Origin of the sequence: uncultured Mucilaginibacter sp. (assembly GCF_903893715.1) — a bacterium.
Classification (GTDB): Bacteria; Bacteroidota; Bacteroidia; order Sphingobacteriales; family Sphingobacteriaceae; genus Mucilaginibacter.
Map to the genome: position 1 here is coordinate 1 of NZ_CAITNG010000007.1, position 20,866 is coordinate 20,866.

At 44.7% G+C, this 20,866-nt stretch carries 17 protein-coding genes; 5 read left to right on the forward strand and 12 right to left on the reverse strand.

Features of this window, described 5'->3' with window-relative positions; translation table 11 throughout:
- Positions 1-252: 252 nt before the first annotated feature.
- From QZX97_RS00840 to recJ, 3 genes are read right to left on the reverse strand one after another with little or no spacing between them, the layout of a single operon-like run.
- Complete coding sequence (locus QZX97_RS00840; protein ID WP_295649721.1) at positions 253-1,776, reverse strand: GH3 auxin-responsive promoter family protein; 1,524 nt, start codon at positions 1,774-1,776, stop codon at positions 253-255.
- A 13-nt stretch (positions 1,777-1,789) separates the two neighbouring features.
- Positions 1,790-2,545, reverse strand: a complete 756-nt coding sequence (gene lptB / locus QZX97_RS00845) for an LPS export ABC transporter ATP-binding protein (protein ID WP_295649723.1) — start codon at positions 2,543-2,545, stop codon at positions 1,790-1,792.
- Positions 2,546-2,568: 23 nt separating this feature from the next.
- Positions 2,569-4,269, reverse strand: a complete 1,701-nt coding sequence (gene recJ, locus QZX97_RS00850; protein WP_295649728.1) for a single-stranded-DNA-specific exonuclease RecJ — start codon at positions 4,267-4,269, stop codon at positions 2,569-2,571.
- Between the two features lie 89 nt (positions 4,270-4,358).
- Here recJ and QZX97_RS00855 point away from each other — a divergent pair, with 89 nt between their 5' ends.
- Positions 4,359-5,132 (forward strand): MBL fold metallo-hydrolase, encoded by a 774-nt coding sequence (locus tag QZX97_RS00855; protein ID WP_295649731.1) that lies wholly within the window; start codon positions 4,359-4,361, stop codon positions 5,130-5,132.
- On the opposite strand, the gene QZX97_RS00860 is transcribed toward QZX97_RS00855, so the two are convergent.
- The 3 genes from QZX97_RS00860 to gcvP form a co-directional block, all read right to left on the reverse strand.
- Positions 5,129-5,545, reverse strand: a complete 417-nt coding sequence (locus QZX97_RS00860; RefSeq protein WP_295649734.1) for a response regulator — start codon at positions 5,543-5,545, stop codon at positions 5,129-5,131. The genes QZX97_RS00855 and QZX97_RS00860 overlap by 4 nt on opposite strands.
- A gap of 128 nt (positions 5,546-5,673) precedes the next feature.
- On the reverse strand, positions 5,674-5,997 hold the full coding sequence (locus QZX97_RS00865; protein WP_295649736.1) for an antibiotic biosynthesis monooxygenase: 324 nt from the start codon (positions 5,995-5,997) through the stop codon (positions 5,674-5,676).
- Between the two features lie 151 nt (positions 5,998-6,148).
- Positions 6,149-9,040 carry an aminomethyl-transferring glycine dehydrogenase gene (gene gcvP / locus QZX97_RS00870; RefSeq protein ID WP_295649739.1) on the reverse strand — a complete coding sequence of 964 codons (2,892 nt, stop codon included), beginning with the start codon at positions 9,038-9,040 and terminating at the stop codon, positions 6,149-6,151.
- Positions 9,041-9,164: 124 nt separating this feature from the next.
- Here gcvP and QZX97_RS00875 point away from each other — a divergent pair, with 124 nt between their 5' ends.
- On the forward strand, positions 9,165-10,868 hold the full coding sequence (locus tag QZX97_RS00875; RefSeq protein WP_295649741.1) for a gliding motility-associated C-terminal domain-containing protein: 1,704 nt from the start codon (positions 9,165-9,167) through the stop codon (positions 10,866-10,868).
- A gap of 1 nt (position 10,869) precedes the next feature.
- Here QZX97_RS00875 and QZX97_RS00880 read toward each other — a convergent pair whose 3' ends face one another.
- Entirely contained in the window at positions 10,870-11,589 is a 720-nt protein-coding gene (locus QZX97_RS00880; RefSeq protein ID WP_295649744.1) for a pyridoxine 5'-phosphate synthase, read from the reverse strand.
- 89 nt (positions 11,590-11,678) lie between these two features.
- Here QZX97_RS00880 and QZX97_RS00885 point away from each other — a divergent pair, with 89 nt between their 5' ends.
- A complete protein-coding gene (locus tag QZX97_RS00885; RefSeq protein ID WP_295649746.1) occupies positions 11,679-12,656 on the forward strand; it encodes a polysaccharide deacetylase in 978 nt (325 codons plus the stop codon).
- A 44-nt stretch (positions 12,657-12,700) separates the two neighbouring features.
- Here QZX97_RS00885 and QZX97_RS00890 read toward each other — a convergent pair whose 3' ends face one another.
- From QZX97_RS00890 to QZX97_RS00910, 5 genes are all read right to left on the reverse strand, one after another.
- Positions 12,701-15,424, reverse strand: coding sequence for a M56 family metallopeptidase (locus QZX97_RS00890; RefSeq protein ID WP_295649749.1), 2,724 nt, complete (start codon positions 15,422-15,424; stop codon positions 12,701-12,703).
- The gene (locus QZX97_RS00895; protein WP_295649752.1) at positions 15,421-15,792 is read right to left on the reverse strand and encodes a BlaI/MecI/CopY family transcriptional regulator; all 372 of its coding nucleotides are present in this window, start codon (positions 15,790-15,792) and stop codon (positions 15,421-15,423) included. The genes QZX97_RS00890 and QZX97_RS00895 overlap by 4 nt, the downstream gene beginning before the upstream one ends.
- A gap of 149 nt (positions 15,793-15,941) precedes the next feature.
- Positions 15,942-17,261: an adenosylhomocysteinase gene (gene ahcY, locus QZX97_RS00900; protein WP_295649755.1), complete on the reverse strand. Its 1,320-nt coding sequence runs from the start codon at positions 17,259-17,261 to the stop codon at positions 15,942-15,944.
- A 73-nt stretch (positions 17,262-17,334) separates the two neighbouring features.
- Positions 17,335-17,730, reverse strand: a complete 396-nt coding sequence (locus QZX97_RS00905) for a polymer-forming cytoskeletal protein (protein ID WP_295649757.1) — start codon at positions 17,728-17,730, stop codon at positions 17,335-17,337.
- A 40-nt stretch (positions 17,731-17,770) separates the two neighbouring features.
- On the reverse strand, positions 17,771-18,637 hold the full coding sequence (locus QZX97_RS00910; protein WP_295649759.1) for a M23 family metallopeptidase: 867 nt from the start codon (positions 18,635-18,637) through the stop codon (positions 17,771-17,773).
- A gap of 433 nt (positions 18,638-19,070) precedes the next feature.
- On the opposite strand from QZX97_RS00910, the gene QZX97_RS00915 reads away from it, so the two are divergent.
- Positions 19,071-19,481, forward strand: coding sequence for a BrxA/BrxB family bacilliredoxin (locus QZX97_RS00915; protein WP_295649779.1), 411 nt, complete (start codon positions 19,071-19,073; stop codon positions 19,479-19,481).
- 110 nt (positions 19,482-19,591) lie between these two features.
- Positions 19,592-20,866, forward strand: coding sequence for an amidohydrolase family protein (locus QZX97_RS00920; protein WP_295649762.1), 1,275 nt, complete (start codon positions 19,592-19,594; stop codon positions 20,864-20,866).

Below are 20,866 nucleotides of genomic sequence, written 5' to 3' on the forward strand. Positions count from 1 at the left end.
GTGTTTTTGATTTCAGATGTCGCATTTTCAATTGCGAATTTTCTTTTTTCCTGACCCTAGTTATCCCAAAACACATGGGTAAATATGGGTATTCTACACGTTTACCTTTTCGTCTTGATTCCTGGTTCTCGATTCTTAATTCTAAAAAACATGGGTAAATATGGGTGTTTTTAACTTCCGATTTCCGACTTTTGTCTTCCGTCATCCGACTTCATTCAACTCCATACAAGGTACGCAAAAAAACCGGAATTATCAAATAGAAACCTCGCTCACAACCTTCAAGATCGAGTCGACATACTCCCGGCTATTGGCCAAACGGGGTACTTTGTTTTGCCCGCCCAACTTGCCTCTTTCCCTCATCCAGTTAAAAAAAGTGCCTTTGGGTACGGCCCTCACAAGGGGGCGCTGCAAGGCCATATCCTTAAAACGCTTGGCATCATAATCCGAGTTGATCTTGCGCAGGGTGCTGTCCAACAGATCCACAAAACGTTCAAATTCTGCCGGTTTCTTTTCAAACTCGATCAGCCATTCATGCCCACCTGTGCTTTTGTCAGTAAAATAAATGGGCGCGGCAGTGTATTCGCTGATGATGGCCCCGGTTTGCTTACAAGCCTCGTTTAAGGCACGTTCGGCATTATCGATGATCACTTCCTCGCCAAAGGCATTGATAAAGTGCTTGGTGCGCCCGGTAACCTCAATGCGGTACGGCGAAAGGTTGGTAAAACGGATGGTATCGCCTATCAGATAACGCCACAGGCCGGCATTAGTGGTGATAATGAGGGCGTAGTTCTTACCCAGTTCCACCTCGTCCAAAGTAAGCGTTTCAGGTTGGTCCTTGTCCAGGTTTTCGATGGGCAAAAACTCGTAAAACACACCATAATCAAGCATCAGCAACATATCGGTACGGCCTTCAAGGTCTTGTATCCCAAAAAAACCTTCCGATGCATTGTAAGTTTCGAGGTAATACATATTATCCATCGGTATGAGCTTTCTAAACTGCTCCCGGTAAGGCGTAAAGTTTACCGCGCCATGAAAGTACACTTCAAGGTTGGGCCAAACTTCCAACAAGTTATTTTTGCCCGTAATTTCGAGGATGCGTTTAAACAAGAGGATGTTCCAGGTAGGCACCCCGCTCAGGCAGGTAACGTTAGCGTCGATGGTGGCCAGGGCCATTTTTTCGATTTTCTCTTCAAAGTTTTCCAGCAGGGCGATGTCAAGGTGCGGCACGCGGTAAAACTGCGCCCAAAGGGGCATGTTTTTCATGAGCACGGCCGATAAGTCGCCGAACGAGGCATCGGCATTGATGCTATTGATTTGATGGCTGCCGCCAAGGGTGAGTACCTTGCCGTCAAATATCTGCCCGTCGGGGCGGTTATTCACAAACAAAGTGAGCATATCTTTACCGCCCTTAAAATGGCATTCCTCGAGCGATTCCTCGCTTACCGGGATAAACTTGCTGCGGTCGTTGGTAGTGCCTGATGATTTGGCGAACCATTTGATTTCCGACCCCCATAAAATGTTTTGCTCGCCCGCAAGCATGCGCTCAATGTAAGGCTTTAGTGTATCGTAATTTTGGATGGGCACCCGCTCTTTAAACTGACGCAGGTTTTCAATATCGCGGTAATGGTACTGCCTGCCCCATTCGGTATTTTCGGCGGCTGCAATCAATTGTTCAAACCACTCGTCTTGCACTTCATTGGGGTATTTCTGAAAAAGCTCGATTTGGTGCATCCGCTTTTTCATAAACCAATTGAAAACTGAGTTAATGATTGTCATTGCCGCAGGTTTGTTATTGTGCGAAGGTCTTTCTTTTTAACACAAAGTTGGCACCCAGATAAACCTTACGCACCATTTCGTTGGCGGCCAAAACCTCGGGTACGCCGCTTTCCAATATCTTGCCCTCAAATAGCAGGTAAGCCCTGTCGGTGATGGAAAGCGTTTCCTGCACGTTGTGGTCGGTTATCAATATGCCGATGTTTTTGTATCGCAGTTTTGCCACCATGGCTTGTATCTCTTCCACGGCAATAGGGTCAACACCGGCAAAAGGCTCGTCCAATAATATAAATTTAGGCTCGGCAGCCAATGCGCGGGCTATCTCCGTCCGGCGGCGTTCACCACCTGAAAGCAGGTCGCCACGGTTTTTGCGCACCTTGTGTAAGCTAAATTCATCTATCAGCTCCTCCAGTTTTTCCTTTTGGCGGGCATCGCTCAGTTTACCCATCTCCAATACCGCTTTGATGTTGTCTTCAACCGTTAGTTTCCTAAAAACCGATGCTTCCTGGGCCAAATAGCCAATCCCTTTTTGCGCGCGGCGGTACATGGCATCCTTGGTAATGTCCTGATCAACGCCTTCGTCGTCTTCAAGGTGGATGGTTCCTTCATTGGGTTTTATCAGCCCCACAATCATATAAAAAGATGTGGTTTTTCCGGCACCGTTGGGCCCAAGCAAACCTACAATTTCGCCCTGCTTTACGTGGAACGATACATCGCTCACAACGGTACGTTGTTTATATTTTTTTACTAAATGGTCTGCGCGTAAAATCATTGTTATCCTTGGTCAATAATAGCCTAATAGGTTCGTATACCTTTAATATTCAACTGGATGCTCCGGCGCTCACGCCAAATGTTCTCTTCAATGGTATAACAAATATCAAAAGGTATGCCTTTGGTTAGTTTTGGCAGGTATTCGCCCAAATTAAACGCGATGCAATCAAACCCGGGCGAACCCTCCTGCATTACCGTCATTTTAATATGGTTGTTGCCCACCATGCTTGCGTTGCCGCTAACATACACATTTTTTGTGATGAATACCGGCGACATATTTTCCGGCCCGAAGGGCCCAAACTGGTTCAATATCCTGAAAAATTTAGGCTCTATTTGGTTCAGGTTCAATTCGGTATCAATGCGTATTTCCTGCACCAACAGGTCGTCGGTAATGGTGGCGTTCACTACCTCCTCAAACCGTTGACTAAACGCTTCTACCATTTCGGGGGCCATGGTCAGCCCGGCTGCATATTTATGCCCACCAAACTGTATCAACAGGTCGCTGCAGCCGCAAAGGGCTTCGTACAGGTCATACCCGTACACCGACCGTGCCGAACCCGCCACATGCTCGTTTGAACGGGTTAGCACAATAGTTGGCCTATAGTATTTTTCGGTCAACCGTGACGCCACTATGCCGATTACCCCTTTGTGCCAATTCTCATTATACACCACGGTCGATTTGCGGTTTATCATCACCGCGTCACCGTCAATCATGCTCAACGCTTCGTCGGTTATGCTCAAATCATGTTCTTTGCGCTCTGTGTTTTTTAGATTCACCACTTCTACCCTATGCCGCGCATCCTCTTCTGATTCTGCCAACAAAAGTGCCACCGCGTGTTTCGCATCATCTATCCTGCCCGCGGCATTAATGCGCGGACCAATAATGAACACAATGTCGGATATAGAATAGTTCTCTGTTTTACCGGCAGCCAGCATCAATGCCCTTACACCTACCGAAGGGTTGGTATTGATTTGCTGCAGCCCATAGTATGCCAAAACCCGGTTTTCGCCTGTAATATGCACAATGTCGCAAGCCGTACTGATAGCCGCAAGCTCGAAATAAGGTGTGAGTTTTTCAAAGGGCATGTCGTTCAGTTGCGCATAGGCCTGCACCAGTTTAAACCCGATACCGCAGCCCGAAAGTTCTTTATAGGGGTAATCGCAATCCGGCCTTTTTGGGTCGAGCACGGCCACTGCGGCAGGTATTTCGATACCGGTTGTATGGTGGTCGCAAATAATAAAGTCTACTCCCAACGTATTGGCATACGCTATTTTATCCACCGATTTGATACCGCAATCCAGAGCTATAATGAGTTTAAATCCGTTTTCTGCGGCGTAGTCAATCCCCTTGGTCGAAATGCCGTAGCCTTCTTTGTACCTGTCGGGGATATAATACTCCAGGTTGGGGTATATTTTTTTAAAAAAACCGTAAACCAACGCAACCGACGTTGTGCCATCCACATCGTAATCACCGTAGATCAGCACCTTTTCACCTTCTTCAAAAGCCGCCTCAATCCGGGCTATGGCCTTATCCATGTCCTTCATCAAAAAAGGATCGTGCAAATGGTCCAGTTCCGGTCTGAAAAACGTTCGCGCTTCCTCAAAATCGGTAATGCCGCGCTGTAACAGCAAAGTGCTTAATACCGGGTCGATATTGAGTTCTGTAGCCAGCTTTATCACATCGGCCATTATTGGTTTAGCCCTTACCGACCATCTTTTTTGCATATCTTAGCGTTTCGAAAAAGTAAAGATAGTTATTGAGTTGTTAATTGACCGTTCCGGCGCGCTAATAACTCGCAATACGTTGTTATACAATGCAGATTTTTCCGTTACAAGAAGGTTCATACTCGGTCGATTCGTCTAAAAAATTCATCCCTTTTGATCCCGCCATCCATAGTTTTAAAGAAAGACCTGGTTCGCTCTTTATCCACGTGCAGCCTTTTTTGGTTAAAACGGCTAACGACCTTATTTTATTTGATGCCGGCCTCGGTTTTAAAAACAATCAGGATGAACTCATCATCCATCAAAACATACGCAACGCCGGTTTTGATCCGGATGATATTACCCTTGTGCTCATGTCGCACCTTCATTACGACCATACCGGCGGTTTAGTAGTTGAGCGAAACGGCAAATTGGAAGCCGCCTTTCCGGCTGCTGAGCACGTGATACAACGCAGCGAATGGGAAACGGCATTTTCAAGTAAGTCCTCATCGTATCATACTGACATTTTCGATGTACTCAACCGTTCGGTCAATATCGTTTTTGTTGAGGGCAACGGCGTTTTGAAACCGGGCATTAGCTTTGAGCATTCGGGCGGGCATTGTAAATACCATCAGGTTTTTTTATTGGACGAAAACAACGAAAAAGTATTTTTTGGTGGCGACGAGCTGCCCGAACCTGAGCAATTGATCCGGAAATTTATTGCCAAATACGATTTTGATGGCCGTAAAGCGATGGAATTACGCGAGGAATACGGGAAACGTGCTGCAGTAGAAGGTTGGAAATGCTTGTTCTACCATGCAAAAAACAACCCCGTTGGCACGGTTAAATACGAAAACGAAAGTTTTATAGTTACCCCGGTTAATTAAGCATTAACCAAACCCAGCATATCTTTTATTTTATCAATACTCAATGGCTTGGAGATAAAATCTTTAACCAGCGGGTACGATTTTGCTTTGTTAATGTCGTTGTTAAATACCGACGAAGAGATAATGAATATCTTTGTTTTGCCCTGTGGATCTATGTTCAGCCTTTCGTATTCTTCTAAAAACTCCCAACCGTTCATTATGGGCATATTGATGTCCAACAGAATGCAATCCGGCAGTTCATCCGGCTTATCTTCCTGTATATTAGCCAGTTCGTCGATAGCAAATTTCCCATTCAAACAAGTCTTGATCTCGGTATTGATCAATGTTTTTTTAATCAGCTTTACTGATATAAAGTTATTGATCTCATCGTCATCAACGAGCAGTATTCTTACCGATTTAGTACTAACCGTCATAGTCTTATTTAATACGGGAGTTAAAAGTAAAAGGTTACAAACAAAAAAATGTTTCGTATTAGAATATTTGCCAACGTAACTTTTTCGTTAGACTAATAAGAACTTCGAAAGTCAAATTATTTTTTTAATTAAAATTCATAATCACTTTCTACCAGGCAAATACGCACTTTATACTTTTTATACCACTGTTTACGCCCCAATTTCTGTGCCACTAAATGTCGGGCATTTGCTTTCCACTGTTTAATATCATCTAACGATGCCCAGTATGAAACCGTAATCCCTATCTCGTTACGTGCCGACTCAACACCCAAATAACCGGCTTGTTGTTGTGCAAGTTCGGCCATTTCTATCGCCATATCATCGTAGCCATCATCTTCTTTGTTCTTTATCGATGTAAAGATGACAGCATAATAGGGCGTTATAGGGGTGTTCGCCAAGGCCAACGGGTTCATTACTTAAAGTTACGATTAAATTATAATTATTATATACAAAAAATTTAATAAATAGGAAAAGGGTCGAAAAAACTATTAAAAACAAAAATAAAGCACAAAAAAAGGTTCGGGCCATTGCCCGAACCTGCTTAAAATGTCTTTATTTATTTACTTATTCAATAACGCTTTCCTCAAACTCGTAACTTTCAATCGGCGGGCAAGCGCAAATTAAAGTACGGTCGCCATAAGTATCGTTTACGCGCCCAACCGATGGCCAGAATTTGTAAGCTGCAACATACGGCAACGGGAAGGCTGCCTTTTGGCGGGTGTATGGGTGGTCCCACTCGTTTGCTGTTATTACGGCTGTAGTATGCGGCGCATTTTTTAAGGGGTTGTTCACTTTATCGATGATGCCTTTCTCAACATCTTCAATTTCGTGCCTTATCGAGATCATGGCATTACAAAAACGATCGAGTTCATGTTTTGGCTCCGATTCTGTTGGTTCCACCATTACTGTACCCGCAACCGGAAACGAAACCGTTGGCGCGTGGAAACCATAATCCATCAGTCGTTTTGCTATATCCGTTACTTCGATACCGAAGGCTTTAAAAGCGCGGCAGTCCAATATCATTTCGTGTGCGCAACGGCCATTGGCGCCTGCATACAGCACGGGGTAATGTTTCTCTAAACGGGCCTTAATGTAATTGGCATTTAGTATGGCATATTTAGTAGCGTCGGTTAAACCATCAGGCCCCATCATCGCTATATAGGCATGCGAAATGATCAGGATAGATGCCGAACCCCATGGTGCAGATGAAACCGCGTGGATAGACTTTCCGCTTTCAATATCTACCACGGCATGGCCTGGCAGGTAAGGTACCAGATGCTTGGCTACCCCGATTGGACCCATACCGGGACCACCGCCGCCGTGTGGTATACAAAATGTTTTGTGCAGGTTCAAATGGCAAACGTCGGCACCAATATTGGCCGGGCTCGTTAAACCAACCTGAGCGTTCATGTTGGCGCCGTCCATATATACCTGGCCTCCATTTTGATGGATAATGTTGCAGATATCGATAATCGATTCCTCAAATACCCCATGCGTCGACGGATAGGTTACCATCAGGCACGAAAGTTCGTTTTTATACAGCTCGGCCTTTTCTTTCAAATCGGCAACATCAATATTTCCGTTATCATCGCATTTAACTACTATGATTTTCATGCCCGCCATAGCTGCCGATGCAGGGTTGGTTCCATGGGCGGATGACGGTATCAAGGCCACATTCCGGTGATGGTCGCCCCTATCCAAATGATAAGCGCGGATGACCATCAAACCTGCGTATTCGCCTTGCGCTCCTGCATTAGGTTGCAAGCTCATCGCCGCAAAACCGGTAATTTCGCTCAGCCATTTGTTCAATTCGTCAAACAGTTGCATATAACCGCCAACCTGATCGGCGGGGGCAAAAGGGTGTATTTTGCTAAACTCGGCCCAGGTTACAGGCACCATTTCGGTAGTCGCGTTAAGCTTCATAGTGCATGAGCCCAAAGCAATCATCGAATTGCATAATGACAAATCCTTTGCTTCCAGCGATTTAATATAACGCAACATTTCGTGCTCCGAATGATGCGAATTAAATACCGGATGGGCAAGATACGCAGATGTACGCTGTAATCCGGCCGGAATGATGGTCGATATGTTTTGTTTGATATCTTCAACAGCGATATCGTTCAAGCTCTTCGCTTTAACTTTGGCAAATACTTTAACAATGGTCAATACGTCCTCAACCGAGGTGGTTTCGTCCAAACTGATACTCACGTATGAACCGGTATAATGCAGGTTTATCTCGTTGTTAATAGCCTGGCCATGTATCGGTGCGGCCAAATCGCCAAGGTTATACTTCAGGGTATCAAAATAAACTTTATTTTGTTGTTCATAGCCCAATTCAGCTAATGATTTCTCCAACAGAACGGTCAACCCATGTACCCTTTCGGCAATCAGTTTTAAGCCTTTTGGCCCATGATAAGTCGCGTACATCCCGGCCATAATGGCCAGCAATGCCTGTGCAGTACAGATGTTGGAAGTGGCTTTATCCCTGCGAATATGTTGCTCGCGGGTCTGCAATGCCATGCGCAAAGCATAGTTGCCTGCACTATCAATGGTTACACCGATAATACGGCCCGGCATGGAACGTTTGTATTCTTCTTTAGTGGCAAAAAAAGCGGCATGCGGACCGCCAAAACCCATTGGTACACCAAAGCGCTGGGTTGAGCCTACCACAATATCGGCACCCCACTCGCCCGGAGGGGTCAATAATACCAGGCTCATAATGTCGGCGGCTACCGTCAGTTTAATCCCTTTTTCGTGCGCATTTGTTGCAAAATCACGATAATCGTACACCTCGCCATTACCGGCGGGATATTGTACTATCGCGCCAAACATTTGCCCGGTCAGCTCAACGGTTTTATGGTCGCCTATCAGTAGCTCAATCCCATAAGGTTGAGCCCGTGTTTTTAAAATATCGATGGTTTGCGGGAAAACCTCTTCCGACACAAAAAACACATTGGCTTGCGGATTTTTACGCAAACTATATTGCATAAACATCGCTTCGGCAGCGGCAGTACCTTCATCCAGTAAGCTGGCGTTAGCCATTTCCATCCCGGTAAGGTCAATCACCATGGTTTGGAAGTTAAGCAGAGCCTGTAAACGACCTTGTGCAATTTCGGCCTGATAAGGCGTATATTGAGTATACCATCCCGGGTTTTCCAATATATTGCGCTGTATAACACCCGGAACAATCACATCATAATAGCCCTGACCGATGTAGCTTTTAAATACTTTGTTTTTTGATGCCGTTTGCTTCAGATCATTCAGGTAATCGAACTCACTTTTAGCTGCGGGCAGGTTAAGTGGATTTGTTAACCGTATTTTTTGAGGTACTGTTTGATCAATTAATTCGTTAATGCTGTTAACGCCCACGGTATGTAGCATTTCTGTTGTATCGGCGGCGTTGGGGGCAATGTGACGGTGCTGGAATTTTTCCTGGTAATCGATATTTAACTTCATGAAAATGGTGTCAGGGTATGTTGGTGCAAAGATACAGAATTAACAATTCTGTAACAATTGTCAATTGAATACTGACAGTGGTTTTACAGGTATTTTCGCTACTTTTAAAAACCTTGATCGGTTTATGGAACAAAGGAGATTTTTATTGCTGATTTGGCTGTTTTTTTGTGTAACAAATGCAGGTTTTGCTATTGCCTGCTATACTTGTTCAAAAATAAAAGCCAATCATCCGACCGTTTTTACCTGCCCAACCATTATTACCACCAATATCATCATTCAGGATGCCGATTGTCATAAAAAAGATGGCGGCATTTACGGCATATCGGGTACAGGGATAGGTGTACACTCTTATACCTGGTACGATGCAGGCAACAACATTGTGGGCACCGATTCTGTTTTAACGAACGTTGGCCCAGGCCAATATACCTTAAAAATGCACGACGAAAGCAAATGTCCCCCGGTTACCGCAGGCCCGTTTACGGTAGGCCTTGTTACCGGCATATATTTTTTGTATAACAATGTGCAATTGAACCTCACCAATTGCAGCAACAGCGATGGGTCAATAACAGGGATGCAGGTGGCAGGCGCAGTAAGTTATAAATGGGTCAACACTAAAGATACGACCAAAACACTGGCAACCACTACCGATATAACGAATATCCCGATGGGTATTTATCAACTGAGGGCATTTAACAGCGAAGGTTGCGAAGCCGATAGCAAAACTTATTATTTAGGCTCAAAAACCATAATACCCTCTATCGCGTCGGATACTGTAGACAATGCCACCTGCGGAAATGCAAACGGGGATATCAAAGTACATTTATTGGTAAGCAGCGACCAGCCCACAACAAATTATTACATCCAGGATGAGTATGGCGGGCAAGTACTTACAGGCCTTATCAGCTACACAACCGGCAATGAAACCATCAACGTTACCCAATTGGCGCCCGGCACTTTTAGCTTAATTATTGGCGACCCACAGGTTTGCTTGATTACCTTAAAAACCTACACCATTGCAAGACCGGTCTTCGCGCTCGACACCAGTCAATTGGTAGTTACCAACGATCGTTGTGGTATGCATATCGGTTCGATAGGTGTAATGCAGGTAACCGGAGGTACACCCAACCCGCCCGGCCTTAAAGGCAGCCACCAGCACTTCACCTGGACAGATGCCAAAGGCAGGGTAGTGAGCCGTTTTAAATTCGCTAATTTGTTGGGGGCCGGAAAATACAAAGTACATGTTGATGATGATATGGGTTGCTCGGCCGATAGCCGGTATTATACCGTTGGCGACAGCACGAGCGGCATATTACCGCCTGTAGTAAGCAATATTGAGCTTTGTTTGCCCGGGCAGGCAGTTATAGTGGTTAAAAACTTAGCATCCAAATACGTATACCGGCTTTATCAGGTAAACGCTTCAGGGGATACCTCTCTTTTACTGCAAAATACAACCGGGAAGTTCATTACCACTATTGATAAAACAACCGTTTTTTATATAACCGGTAGCGATGGCACCTGCGAGAGCGCCAAAACCCAGGTAACCGCGGTGGTACAAGAGCCCGGTGTTAATATTCCATCCCTGTTTTCGCCCAACCACGATGGCATTAATGACACCTGGAACATCACGGGATTGGCAAATTACCCTGGCACACAGGTAAATATTTATGACCGTTCAGGGGCACTGATATATACCTCCGTTGGCTATGCCAAACCTTTCGACGGCACCCGCAACGGCATGGACCTACCGTCGGGCGTATACTACTATACTATCGACCTGAAAAAGAAAAACTGCGGGGCCGCTTCGGGCAGCGTTACGATAGTGAGGTGAACTACTTCGTCAAAGCTCTTAAATATAGCTGAATCGTATTCTCCAACCCATAGTAAAGCGCATCGCAAATAAGGGCGTGGCCTATGCTTACCTCTAATAGTCCAGGAATATTTTGCGCGAAGTACTTCAGGTTATGCAGATCAAGGTCGTGCCCGGCATTGATGCCGATGCCTAACTTTTGGGCTGCTTTAGCAGCTTCTATGTATGGAGCGATGGCTTTTTCTTTGTCGCCGTGGTAGCCGGCAGCATACGCCTCGGTATATAGTTCTATGCGGTTAGTACCAGTTGTGGCTGCAGCTTCCACCATCTCAACCACCGGATCAACAAATATGGATACTCGGATACCCGCCAGTTGAAACTCTGATATAATGGTTTTCAGATAATCCTGGTGTTGAATGGTGTCCCAACCATGGTTCGAGGTAATTTGTCCTAAGGCATCGGGCACCAGCGTAACCTGCGCCGGGCGATTATTCAATACCAACTCAACAAATGAGGCCTCCACCGGGTTACCCTCTATATTGAACTCGGTACTGATGGCCTTTTTTAAATCGTATACATCGCGATAGCGAATATGCCGCTCATCGGGCCGGGGGTGTACGGTAATGCCTTCGGCGCCAAAGCGTTCGCAGTCTAATGCTACTTTAAGCAGGTCGGGATTGTTACCACCGCGCGAATTACGCAGGGTTGCTATTTTGTTGATGTTGACGGATAAATGGGCCATGAGGCAAAGTTAAATATTTAATGATGACGGATATACAACAAAGGCCCACAATGTTTTGTTAGGCCGATGTACAATTCATAATTTCGGCGATGCGTTTTTTGGTTTTACTTGTTGTTGTATTATTCTTCTCCCCTGCCGCCTTTTCGCAGACCGTTTATTCATCCGTAAAAAATTATCAGGTGTACTACGGCTCTGCCAAGCGCAACACACAGGATTGGCTTATCCTCCGCAAATTTGAAGACCGTGGCAAAACCTATGTGATGCTGGTTGAACCACACGACCTCCACACCAAAATCGATGAAATTGAGCCTTATACCATCACACCGATGACGTTGGCGCAGGCACGCAAATACTTTGCTGCTACGGCTTACGAGAAAGCCATCAGTAAGGCTGAGAAACAATCCAAAACAATACAGGATGCGGGCATTCAACGCGGCATGCCCGAAGAGACCGGCATTACCCTGACTGCCGACCTGTGCCCCTCGCACCGCCCGTTGGACCGGCGCATATTTACTGACATATTCAACGAATTCAAAAAGGTGGAACGCCCGGTGCCCATCGCCCTTTCGGTAACGGGTTTATGGATGAACGACCACCAGGCCGATTTGGCCTGGCTAAAGGATTTACAACAAAAGCAGGAAATTTATATTACCTGGATAAACCACTCCTATAACCACCGGGTAAGCAAAACACTACCACTCACCCAAAACTTTTTGCTCGAAAACGGCACCGATATTTATACCGAAGTCACCAAAACGGAAATAGATATGTTGAAGAACGGGTTGCTGCCCTCAGCTTTTTTCCGTTTCCCGGGATTGGTGTCCGATCAGCAATTGGTTTATAAAATCACCGACCTCGGCCTTATCCCCATCGGCACCGATGCCTGGCTGGCCAAGGGGCAGCAACCCCAGGCCGGCAGTATCGTACTCATCCACGGCAACGGCAATGAACCGGTTGGTGTTGATGATTTCATTAAACTGCTACGCTCAAAAACACAAGCCATTGTAAATAAACAATGGTTGTTGTATGATCTGCGCGAGAGTGTGGAGGATGATGTGGCGCGGTAGCGATCAGTCCTTGCACTTCGTTTTTGCCTTACGCGCATATCGGTTTAACATCCTTTCGCGAATGGGAACCATGGAAGATTAGCTATAGAATATTGCTTGGTAGCTTGTGAAGCATACTTATCATTTTTTATAACGAACCCGCCTGGCCCTGCTTTATACCACGATTGGTCTTTGGACATTTCTTCGCCATACTTTTTTCGGAAAGCTTTATAATAATCAACTGTCATAAGGTTCACCTCGTAATGATATTTTGGGTAATTAGTAGCCATTTTAGTCAAACGGCTTATCAGTACGTTCCCAAAATCGTTCGCCTTATATTTATCCAATTCGCTATTGGCGATTTTCTTATCGTTTACCCAAACACCATAAATATGATCGTCTTTAAATGCATCGATTTGAGTTTGGGTAGGTATAACCGCTGCTTTTAATGGGAAGCCATAATGAAAACCGATAACCTGAATTTCCTGTTGTGCTAAACTCATTTGTTTGTATATGGCTATTAAACGGGCTTTATCGGTCTGATTTATTACACGTTGTTTAGGAGGCAAATTCCCCCATTCATTCTCATACTTTTCTATAATGGCTGCGTACTCATTAAGCTGGCCTTGCGATACCCCTTCTTTGGTATGATAATAAGGCAGTGGAAACCTCATTTGGGTTATGTTTTTAGATGTATCGGTTTTCGCCTGTACATTGCTGGCTTTAAATACGGGGTATTTTATTTCGTCAGCATCGTGGTGGCGTACAATAATAAAGCTCTTGTTCAGGTCGGCCAAAGCTTGTTTACGGTATGCCTCGTAAAAATCGACAGTAAATAAACTTACGTGATAGCTGTATTTTGTGTGGCTGATGGCTCTGTTTAGCTTTTTAGTTGCGAACGCTATAACAAGATCCACAGCTTTATATTTATCCAGTCCGCCACTATTAAGATGCTTATAATTTACCCATACGTCATAAACGCCCATATCTTTATACGCCTGTAGCTGATCATCGGTTACCGCTATCATATCTCTTGGAGGTTCATGTTTTATAAAACATATCGTCTGATGATCCTGCTGGGTTATGCTCATCCGCCTGTACATTTGTTCCAACTTTGTACTATCAGCCGTTGTTACGGGTATTTTTAATTTCCATGATATTTTATAAGGCTCAACTGGATATTTTGCAGTAATTGCGGCATAATCATCAAGCTCTTTTTGTGATACACCTTTTTTAGTATGCGGATAATTGAATCGTGGCGGAGGGAAGCGGACAATCTTGGCCGTATCCGCTTGCTCGTTCAGTATTTGTGCCTCATCTGCAAAATTCTTGCCGATAGCAAGAGAAGTCCCACCCTGTTCCGCAAGCATTTTTTTACGCCCTGCTTCATAAGCATCGTTTGTAGTCAACATAACGAGGTATTTATACTTTTCATTATCGTCTTTTTGTATAGATACGCGTTTCAGGTCTTCAGCTTTGTATTCAGCTAATCTGTCATTCGCTAAGTGATAACCATTTAAATAAATCCGATAGGCTTGTTTGTCTTTAAATGCATCCAGTTCCCTATCAGTTATGGGAGATACCGAACGAGGAGCAGCGTTATATACAAAGCCGATATTTTGCATGTCTTGTTGCGCAACACTCATTTTGCGGTATATATCTACCATCGTATGCATATCTTTTTTGGAAAGTTTATAACTGCTATGCCACTCTTTGGTAACGCCAGCGTATTTTGCAGCAACAGCGGCATATTCGTCCATATCTTTTTTCGATACACCTGTAGTAGTGTGGGCATATGGCAGCGCGTACATTTGCCTTAAGTTAACCTGCACCGAATCTTTACTTTTTCTGGGTTCCATCGCCGACATCGTCTTTTTGGAAACCGCCGCATTACAAAACAAAATAAAAGCCACGGCTACTACCAACAATGTGGCCAGCCGGCTCAAAGCAGAGGCTGTAAAAGAGGTCTTTTTCGTCATCATGATCAAACGTTTTTTGGTGAGTTTATAGCTGAACTGACTGGTAACCGACAAACCCGCTGCTTCGCTCATGCTGTTGAGCAGCAGGTGCTGGTATTCGCTAACATCGGCATAAGTGTTTAACACGGCCTCGTCGGCTAAAAACTCGTGGTTAAGCTGTATGGATCTGCGGTAAAGTATCAAAAAGGGGTTAAACCAGCAGAATACCTGCACCAGCTCGGTAAAAACCACATCGGCCGAGTGGTACTGGCGGGTATGCGCCAGTTCGTGCTGCAATATTTTGTCTTCAATTTTTTGTTGGCGGTAATCCTCGCCATTTAAAAAAATGTATTTGAAAAATGAATGCGGTATCAGCCTTTGCGGGATAAGCACTAATAAAGCTTCGTGGAAGTTGATGCGCTGGTTGACCTTTGTTGCGCGCCTGATCTTATACAGGTTTCTAACAAAGCGGAAAAGTAATATACAAGTAACGATGGCATAGACACCTATCACGATAAGCGCATAATCAATAGAAGTGCTTTGCGGGGCAGCAATAACCACGGCAGTTTTTGTTATTGGTTGACCCGGGTAGCTTTCAACTACGGTTGGCGCTGGTTGCTGATATACAACAGGATTGGGCTGCGTGATGATCTGTGGCATTTGCACCACGTGCTGCTCGAACTGAATGAAAGGGACAGCTATCGAAAAAACTATGCCTGCCAGCAGGAACGCCCTGTTAAAGCGGTACATGGCTTTGTTTTTTAACAGCAGGTGGTATACCGCCAGCAACAGACCGGAGCAGGCGATAAATTTGAGCAGGTAAATCATCATAGCTTTTTCTTTTCTATTTGAGCGTCAATAATTTTTTTCAAACTCTCTAATTCAGCCTGCGTCAAGTCGGTTTCGGTGGTAAAAAACGAAGCGAACTGCAGCGGCGAATTGCCAAAAAAATCGCTGATGAGGTTATTGACGTGCGTGGCAAAATAGTCGGCCTTTTTTACCAGCGCGTAATACTGTCTCGAGTTGCCCATCAGGTTATAAGCCACAAAGCCTTTGTTTTGCATCCGTTTGAGCAAGGTGGCAAGGGTGGTAACTGCAGGTTTGGGTTCAGGATAGCTGTCGATAATGTCTTTCATAAAAAGTTCATTACGGTCCCAAATCAGTTCCATTAATTGTTCTTCGGCTTTGGTTAATTTCATGTTGCTCTATTTATTGAGAGTTTATTCTACAAATGTAGAGTAATAAATCAAAATGTCAATAGCTTGATGAAAATTATTTTTAAAAGCACACAAAAAAAGGGTGCGGCTTAAAAGCCACACCCTTTTTAATCTTTATTTTGAATTTCTATTTAGTACCTGTAAGCATCCGATTTAAACGGACCGTTAACCGGTACGCCTATATAATCGGCTTGGTGTTGGTCAAGTTCTTCCAACTCCACATTAATTTTAGCTAAGTGTAAGCGGGCAACCTTTTCGTCCAGGCTTTTTGGTAAAGTATACACGTTGTTCTCGTATTTATCACTGTTTTCCCAAAGTTCCAATTGTGCTAAAGTTTGGTTAGTGAACGATGCCGACATTACGAACGATGGGTGGCCGGTGGCACAACCTAAGTTTACCAAACGACCTTCGGCTAATACAATAACATCTTTACCGTTGATGGTATATTTATCAACCTGCGGCTTGATTTCGATTTTAGTATCACCATAAGTGCCGTTTAACCAGGCCATGTCTATTTCGTTATCAAAGTGGCCAATATTACAAACGATGGCTTTGTCCTTCAACGCGCGGAAGTGTTGTTCGCGAACGATATTGCAGTTACCCGTAGCAGTTACAACAATGTCGGCCTCTGTTATAGCGGTAGCTAATTTCTTCACTTCAAATCCTTCCATTGCAGCTTGTAATGCGCAAATAGGGTCTATTTCGGTGACGATAACGCGAACACCGGCGTTACGCAACGAATCGGCCGAACCTTTGCCCACATCACCATAACCGCAAACAACAGCAACTTTACCTGCCATCATTACGTCGGTAGCGCGGCGTATGGCATCAACCAACGATTCGCGGCAACCGTATTTATTATCAAATTTCGATTTGGTTACCGAGTCGTTAATGTTAATAGCCGGCATCAATAAAGTGCCGTTTTTAACACGCTCATACAAACGATGTACACCGGTAGTAGTTTCTTCAGAAAGGCCTTTGATGCCCGAAACTAGTTCGGGATATTTATCCAACACCATATTGGTCAAATCGCCTCCATCGTCCAATATCATGTTCAATGGTTTGCGGTCTTCGCCAAAATATAAAGTTTGTTCAATGCACCAATCAAATTCTTCGGCGTTCATGCCTTTCCAGGCGTAAACCGAAGTACCTGCGGCAGCAATGGCAGCGGCGGCATGGTCTTGAGTGGAGAAGATATTACATGACGACCAGGTAACTTCGGCGCCCAAAGCCTGCAATGTTTCAATCAAAACAGCGGTTTGGATGGTCATGTGCAGGCAACCTGCAATGCGGGCACCTGTTAAAGGTTTTGAAGCACCAAACTCAGCGCGCAGCGCCATCAGTCCCGGCATTTCTGCTTCGGCAAGGCCGATCTCTTTACGGCCCCAAGCGGCCAGCGACAAGTCTTTTACTTTATTTTTAACGTAGGTAGTCTCTAATGTGTTCGACATGCTTTATCTTTTTGTTGCCGCAAAGGTAAATAATTGCATGCTGTAAAAAAAGTCTGCGGTATGTCAAATATCATCAGGCCAGTTCGGCAATTTCCATCATCATTTCGGGATGGCTTACCTGCACATGGCTTTTTTCCGGGTGATGCTTATCAGTGGATAGCTTACCGTTATAAACAGCCCCCATTTCTACCTGCAAGGTCTGCGTTCTTATTTCGCCGCTTATTTTGCCCGAGCTCAATAAGCTAAGCGACTCTGCTTGTATATTGCCATTAACGGTGCCGTAAACAATCAGTTCGCGGGTATAGATATTACCATGCACTACACCTTTCTCGCCCAATATCATACCCTCCTCAACTCTTACATCGCCGGTTACATGTCCGTCAATACGGACAAATTTAGGAGCTTTGATATTTCCTTCTATTACGCAGCCCTCGCTTATCAGCGTAGCTATTGCGTGCTGATTATTCACCGTTTTGTTTTTTTTCTTAAAAAGGCCCATATCTATCGTATTAACTATTAAGATTGAGATAATTTACCTGGTTGATGGGCTTGCCGTTCTTGCGCACTTCATAATGCAGGTGCGCACCCGTAGAATGCCCTGTTGAGCCAACAGCCCCTATCACATCGCCAACGCTTACTTTTTGCCCTGGCTTTACATCAATTTTTGAGAGGTGCCCATATAAAGTTTCGAGGTTATTGGCATGTTGGATACGTACGCAGTTGCCATATCCGCCAAACCATCCTGCAAAAACAACTTTTCCGCTTGCCGTGCATTTAACACGGTCGCCAATACTGCCTTTAAAATCTATACCCGGATGGTATTCGGCATCTGCATCGTTAAACGGATCGCTCCGATACCCAAAACCCGATGTGAAACCACTTGTGCGCGGATAGCCCATTGGTGTGAACGCCACACCTAACAAAAGTCGGCTCAAATAATCGTTATACATCGAATATTTCTCGATATCCGAAAGAGCGGGTTCGAGTGCTTTGCCACCGCTGCCTGTGCCTGCGGTTGTAAAACCTTTGATGCCTCGTTTTTTTAGATAATTATTAATAGTCTGCAGTTTATCCTGTATGCTTTGTATATAAGTTTGAGCCGTATTGCCCGTACTTACTTTAGGCGCTGCCGAAGGTAACCTGTGTTTGAGCTGCACTATTTGAGATAACAAATTTTGCTTTTCCTCTTCCTGCCGCTTTGTTTGGTCGTTCAAATAAAAAACCGCAGCAAACAGGCAAACTATAACGGCAAATACCCCGACGGCATAATGTTTAAAGCGCTGTAAGTGCTTTGTTTTTACCTGCAACGACCTGGTTTGGCCATGCCCTTTGTTCACAATAATAACAGTACTAAAATCGGAAAGGTTTTGGTCCATACTCTTTTGTTAAACAATAGGTGTTTTAAAATTATTTATTAAAAGCGAAACAAAAGGTGCAACCTGCAGTTGTTAGATTAATGTACCATTACCGCAATTCGCTTTCGGGAACTGTCCTTCTATTGCACTAATTGTTTTTCTTTCGGCTCTGGTTTTTACGGATAATTTTCGTTAAAGTTTCATTTTTACAGAAAAAATAAAACCGAAACCAGCGATGTCTTTTCAGCGATAAATATACAAAATCGCAACTTCAAAATTAAGTGCAAAATGTAAATTATCAATTACTTAAAGGAGGGATAACATATAGATAATTTATGGATGGCTCTAACAACACGGCATCAAATAGTCAGTAAAATGTTATTATTCTGTATAAGAAACTTTAATCGATAATGATTTGTTATTTTTGCATTAATAATTTAGAAAAAAGAAGATGATGTACCCTGAATATTTAGTTGCCCCAATGCGGGAAGACCTGACCAAAGTTGGTTTTGAGGAATTGAAAAACGCGGATGAAGTAACAAAAGCCATCGAATCGGAAGGTACGGTGTTTGTTATGGTGAACTCTGTTTGCGGTTGCGCGGCTGCCAATGCCCGGCCTGCGGCGCGTATTGCTGCACAAAGTGCCAAACATCCGGATAAGCTGGTTACCGTTTTTGCAGGCATGGAAAAAGAGGCGGTTGACAAAGCCCGTAACTATATGTTGCCTTATCCTCCGTCATCGCCATCAATGGCTTTGTTTAAGGATGGCAAGTTAGTTCATATTATTGAGCGCCACCAGATTGAAGGCCGCCCGGCTCAAATGATAGCCGATAACCTGATCGGTGCTTTTGAACAATATTGCTAACAGCCCTTTTAAAAAATTTAAAAGTCCGGTTTTTTACACCGGACTTTTTTTGTGCCGATATTTTTTTTGATTTAAAACTTATATCTTAGGCATCACACTAAACTGTAATCATGAAAAAACTATTACTTGCCTTGCTCTTTTTGGCCAATGCTGCCGTGGCGCAAAAAACTTATATTCATTGTGGCAAACTCATTGATGGTATTGCCAATACCGAACAAAGCCAAATGACCATTGTTGTTGATGGCGGCAAAATTGCCGATATCCAAAAAGGCTATACTACGGGCGGCACTGCCGACAAAGTAATCAACCTCGAAAACAAAACCGTAATGCCCGGCTTGATGGATTGCCATGTGCACCTCGAGGGCGAGGGCAGTGGCAAGGACAACATTATCAATGGTTTTACCATGACCGATGCCGACATTGCCTTCCAAAGCACTATATATGCAAAGCGTACGCTAATGGCAGGTTTTACCACCGTGCGCGATTTGGGCGGCAGCGGCATCAACATCAGCATGCGGAAAGCCATAGCCAAGGGCTTAATTGAAGGCCCCCGAATGATAACAGCCGGGCGCGCCATATCGGCCAGTGGCGGCCACATGGATAACTCGGATGGCTTTCGCGATGATATGATGCATAAAATGGGCCCCGATGATGGCGTAGCCGATGGGCGCGACGAATTGATAAAAGCGGTGCGCTTACAGATCAAGCGCGGTTCTGATGTTATCAAGATAGCCTCCACAGGTGGCGTGCTCGACCTGAGCGAAAACGGCTCCGGTGCCGAGTTTTCCATCGATGAAATTAAAGCCGTGGTCGAGACCGCTAAAGACTATGGACTGAAAGTAGCCTGCCACGCCCATGGCGCCGAGGGTATCCGCCGGGCTATTTTGGGCGGCGTAACCTCTATCGAACATGGTTCGTTTATGGATGATGAAGACATAAAGTTAGCCGTACAATACGGTACTTACTATGTGCCAACATTGATAGCGGGCCGGTCAGTGTCCGACTCTGCCGCGATAAAAGGCTATTTCCCGCCGGTGATAGCCCGCAAGGCAATGGAGATAGGGCCAAAAATGCTGGGCACTTTTGCAAAGGCCCATAAAGCAGGTGTAAAAATAGCCTTCGGCACCGACGCTGGTGTGTTCGACCATGGTAAAAACTATCTGGAGTTTGGTTATATGGTCGAGGGCGGCATGACGCCAATGGAAGCGATTAAGTCCGCTACTGTCAGCGCCGCCGACTTGTTGGGCTTGTCGGATACCTTAGGCAGCATCACCATCGGCAAAACAGCCGACATCGTAGCCACTGACGGCGACCCTTTACAGGATATCAAAAACATGAAGAATGTTAGTTTTGTGATGAAAGAAGGGAAGGTTTATAAGCAATAG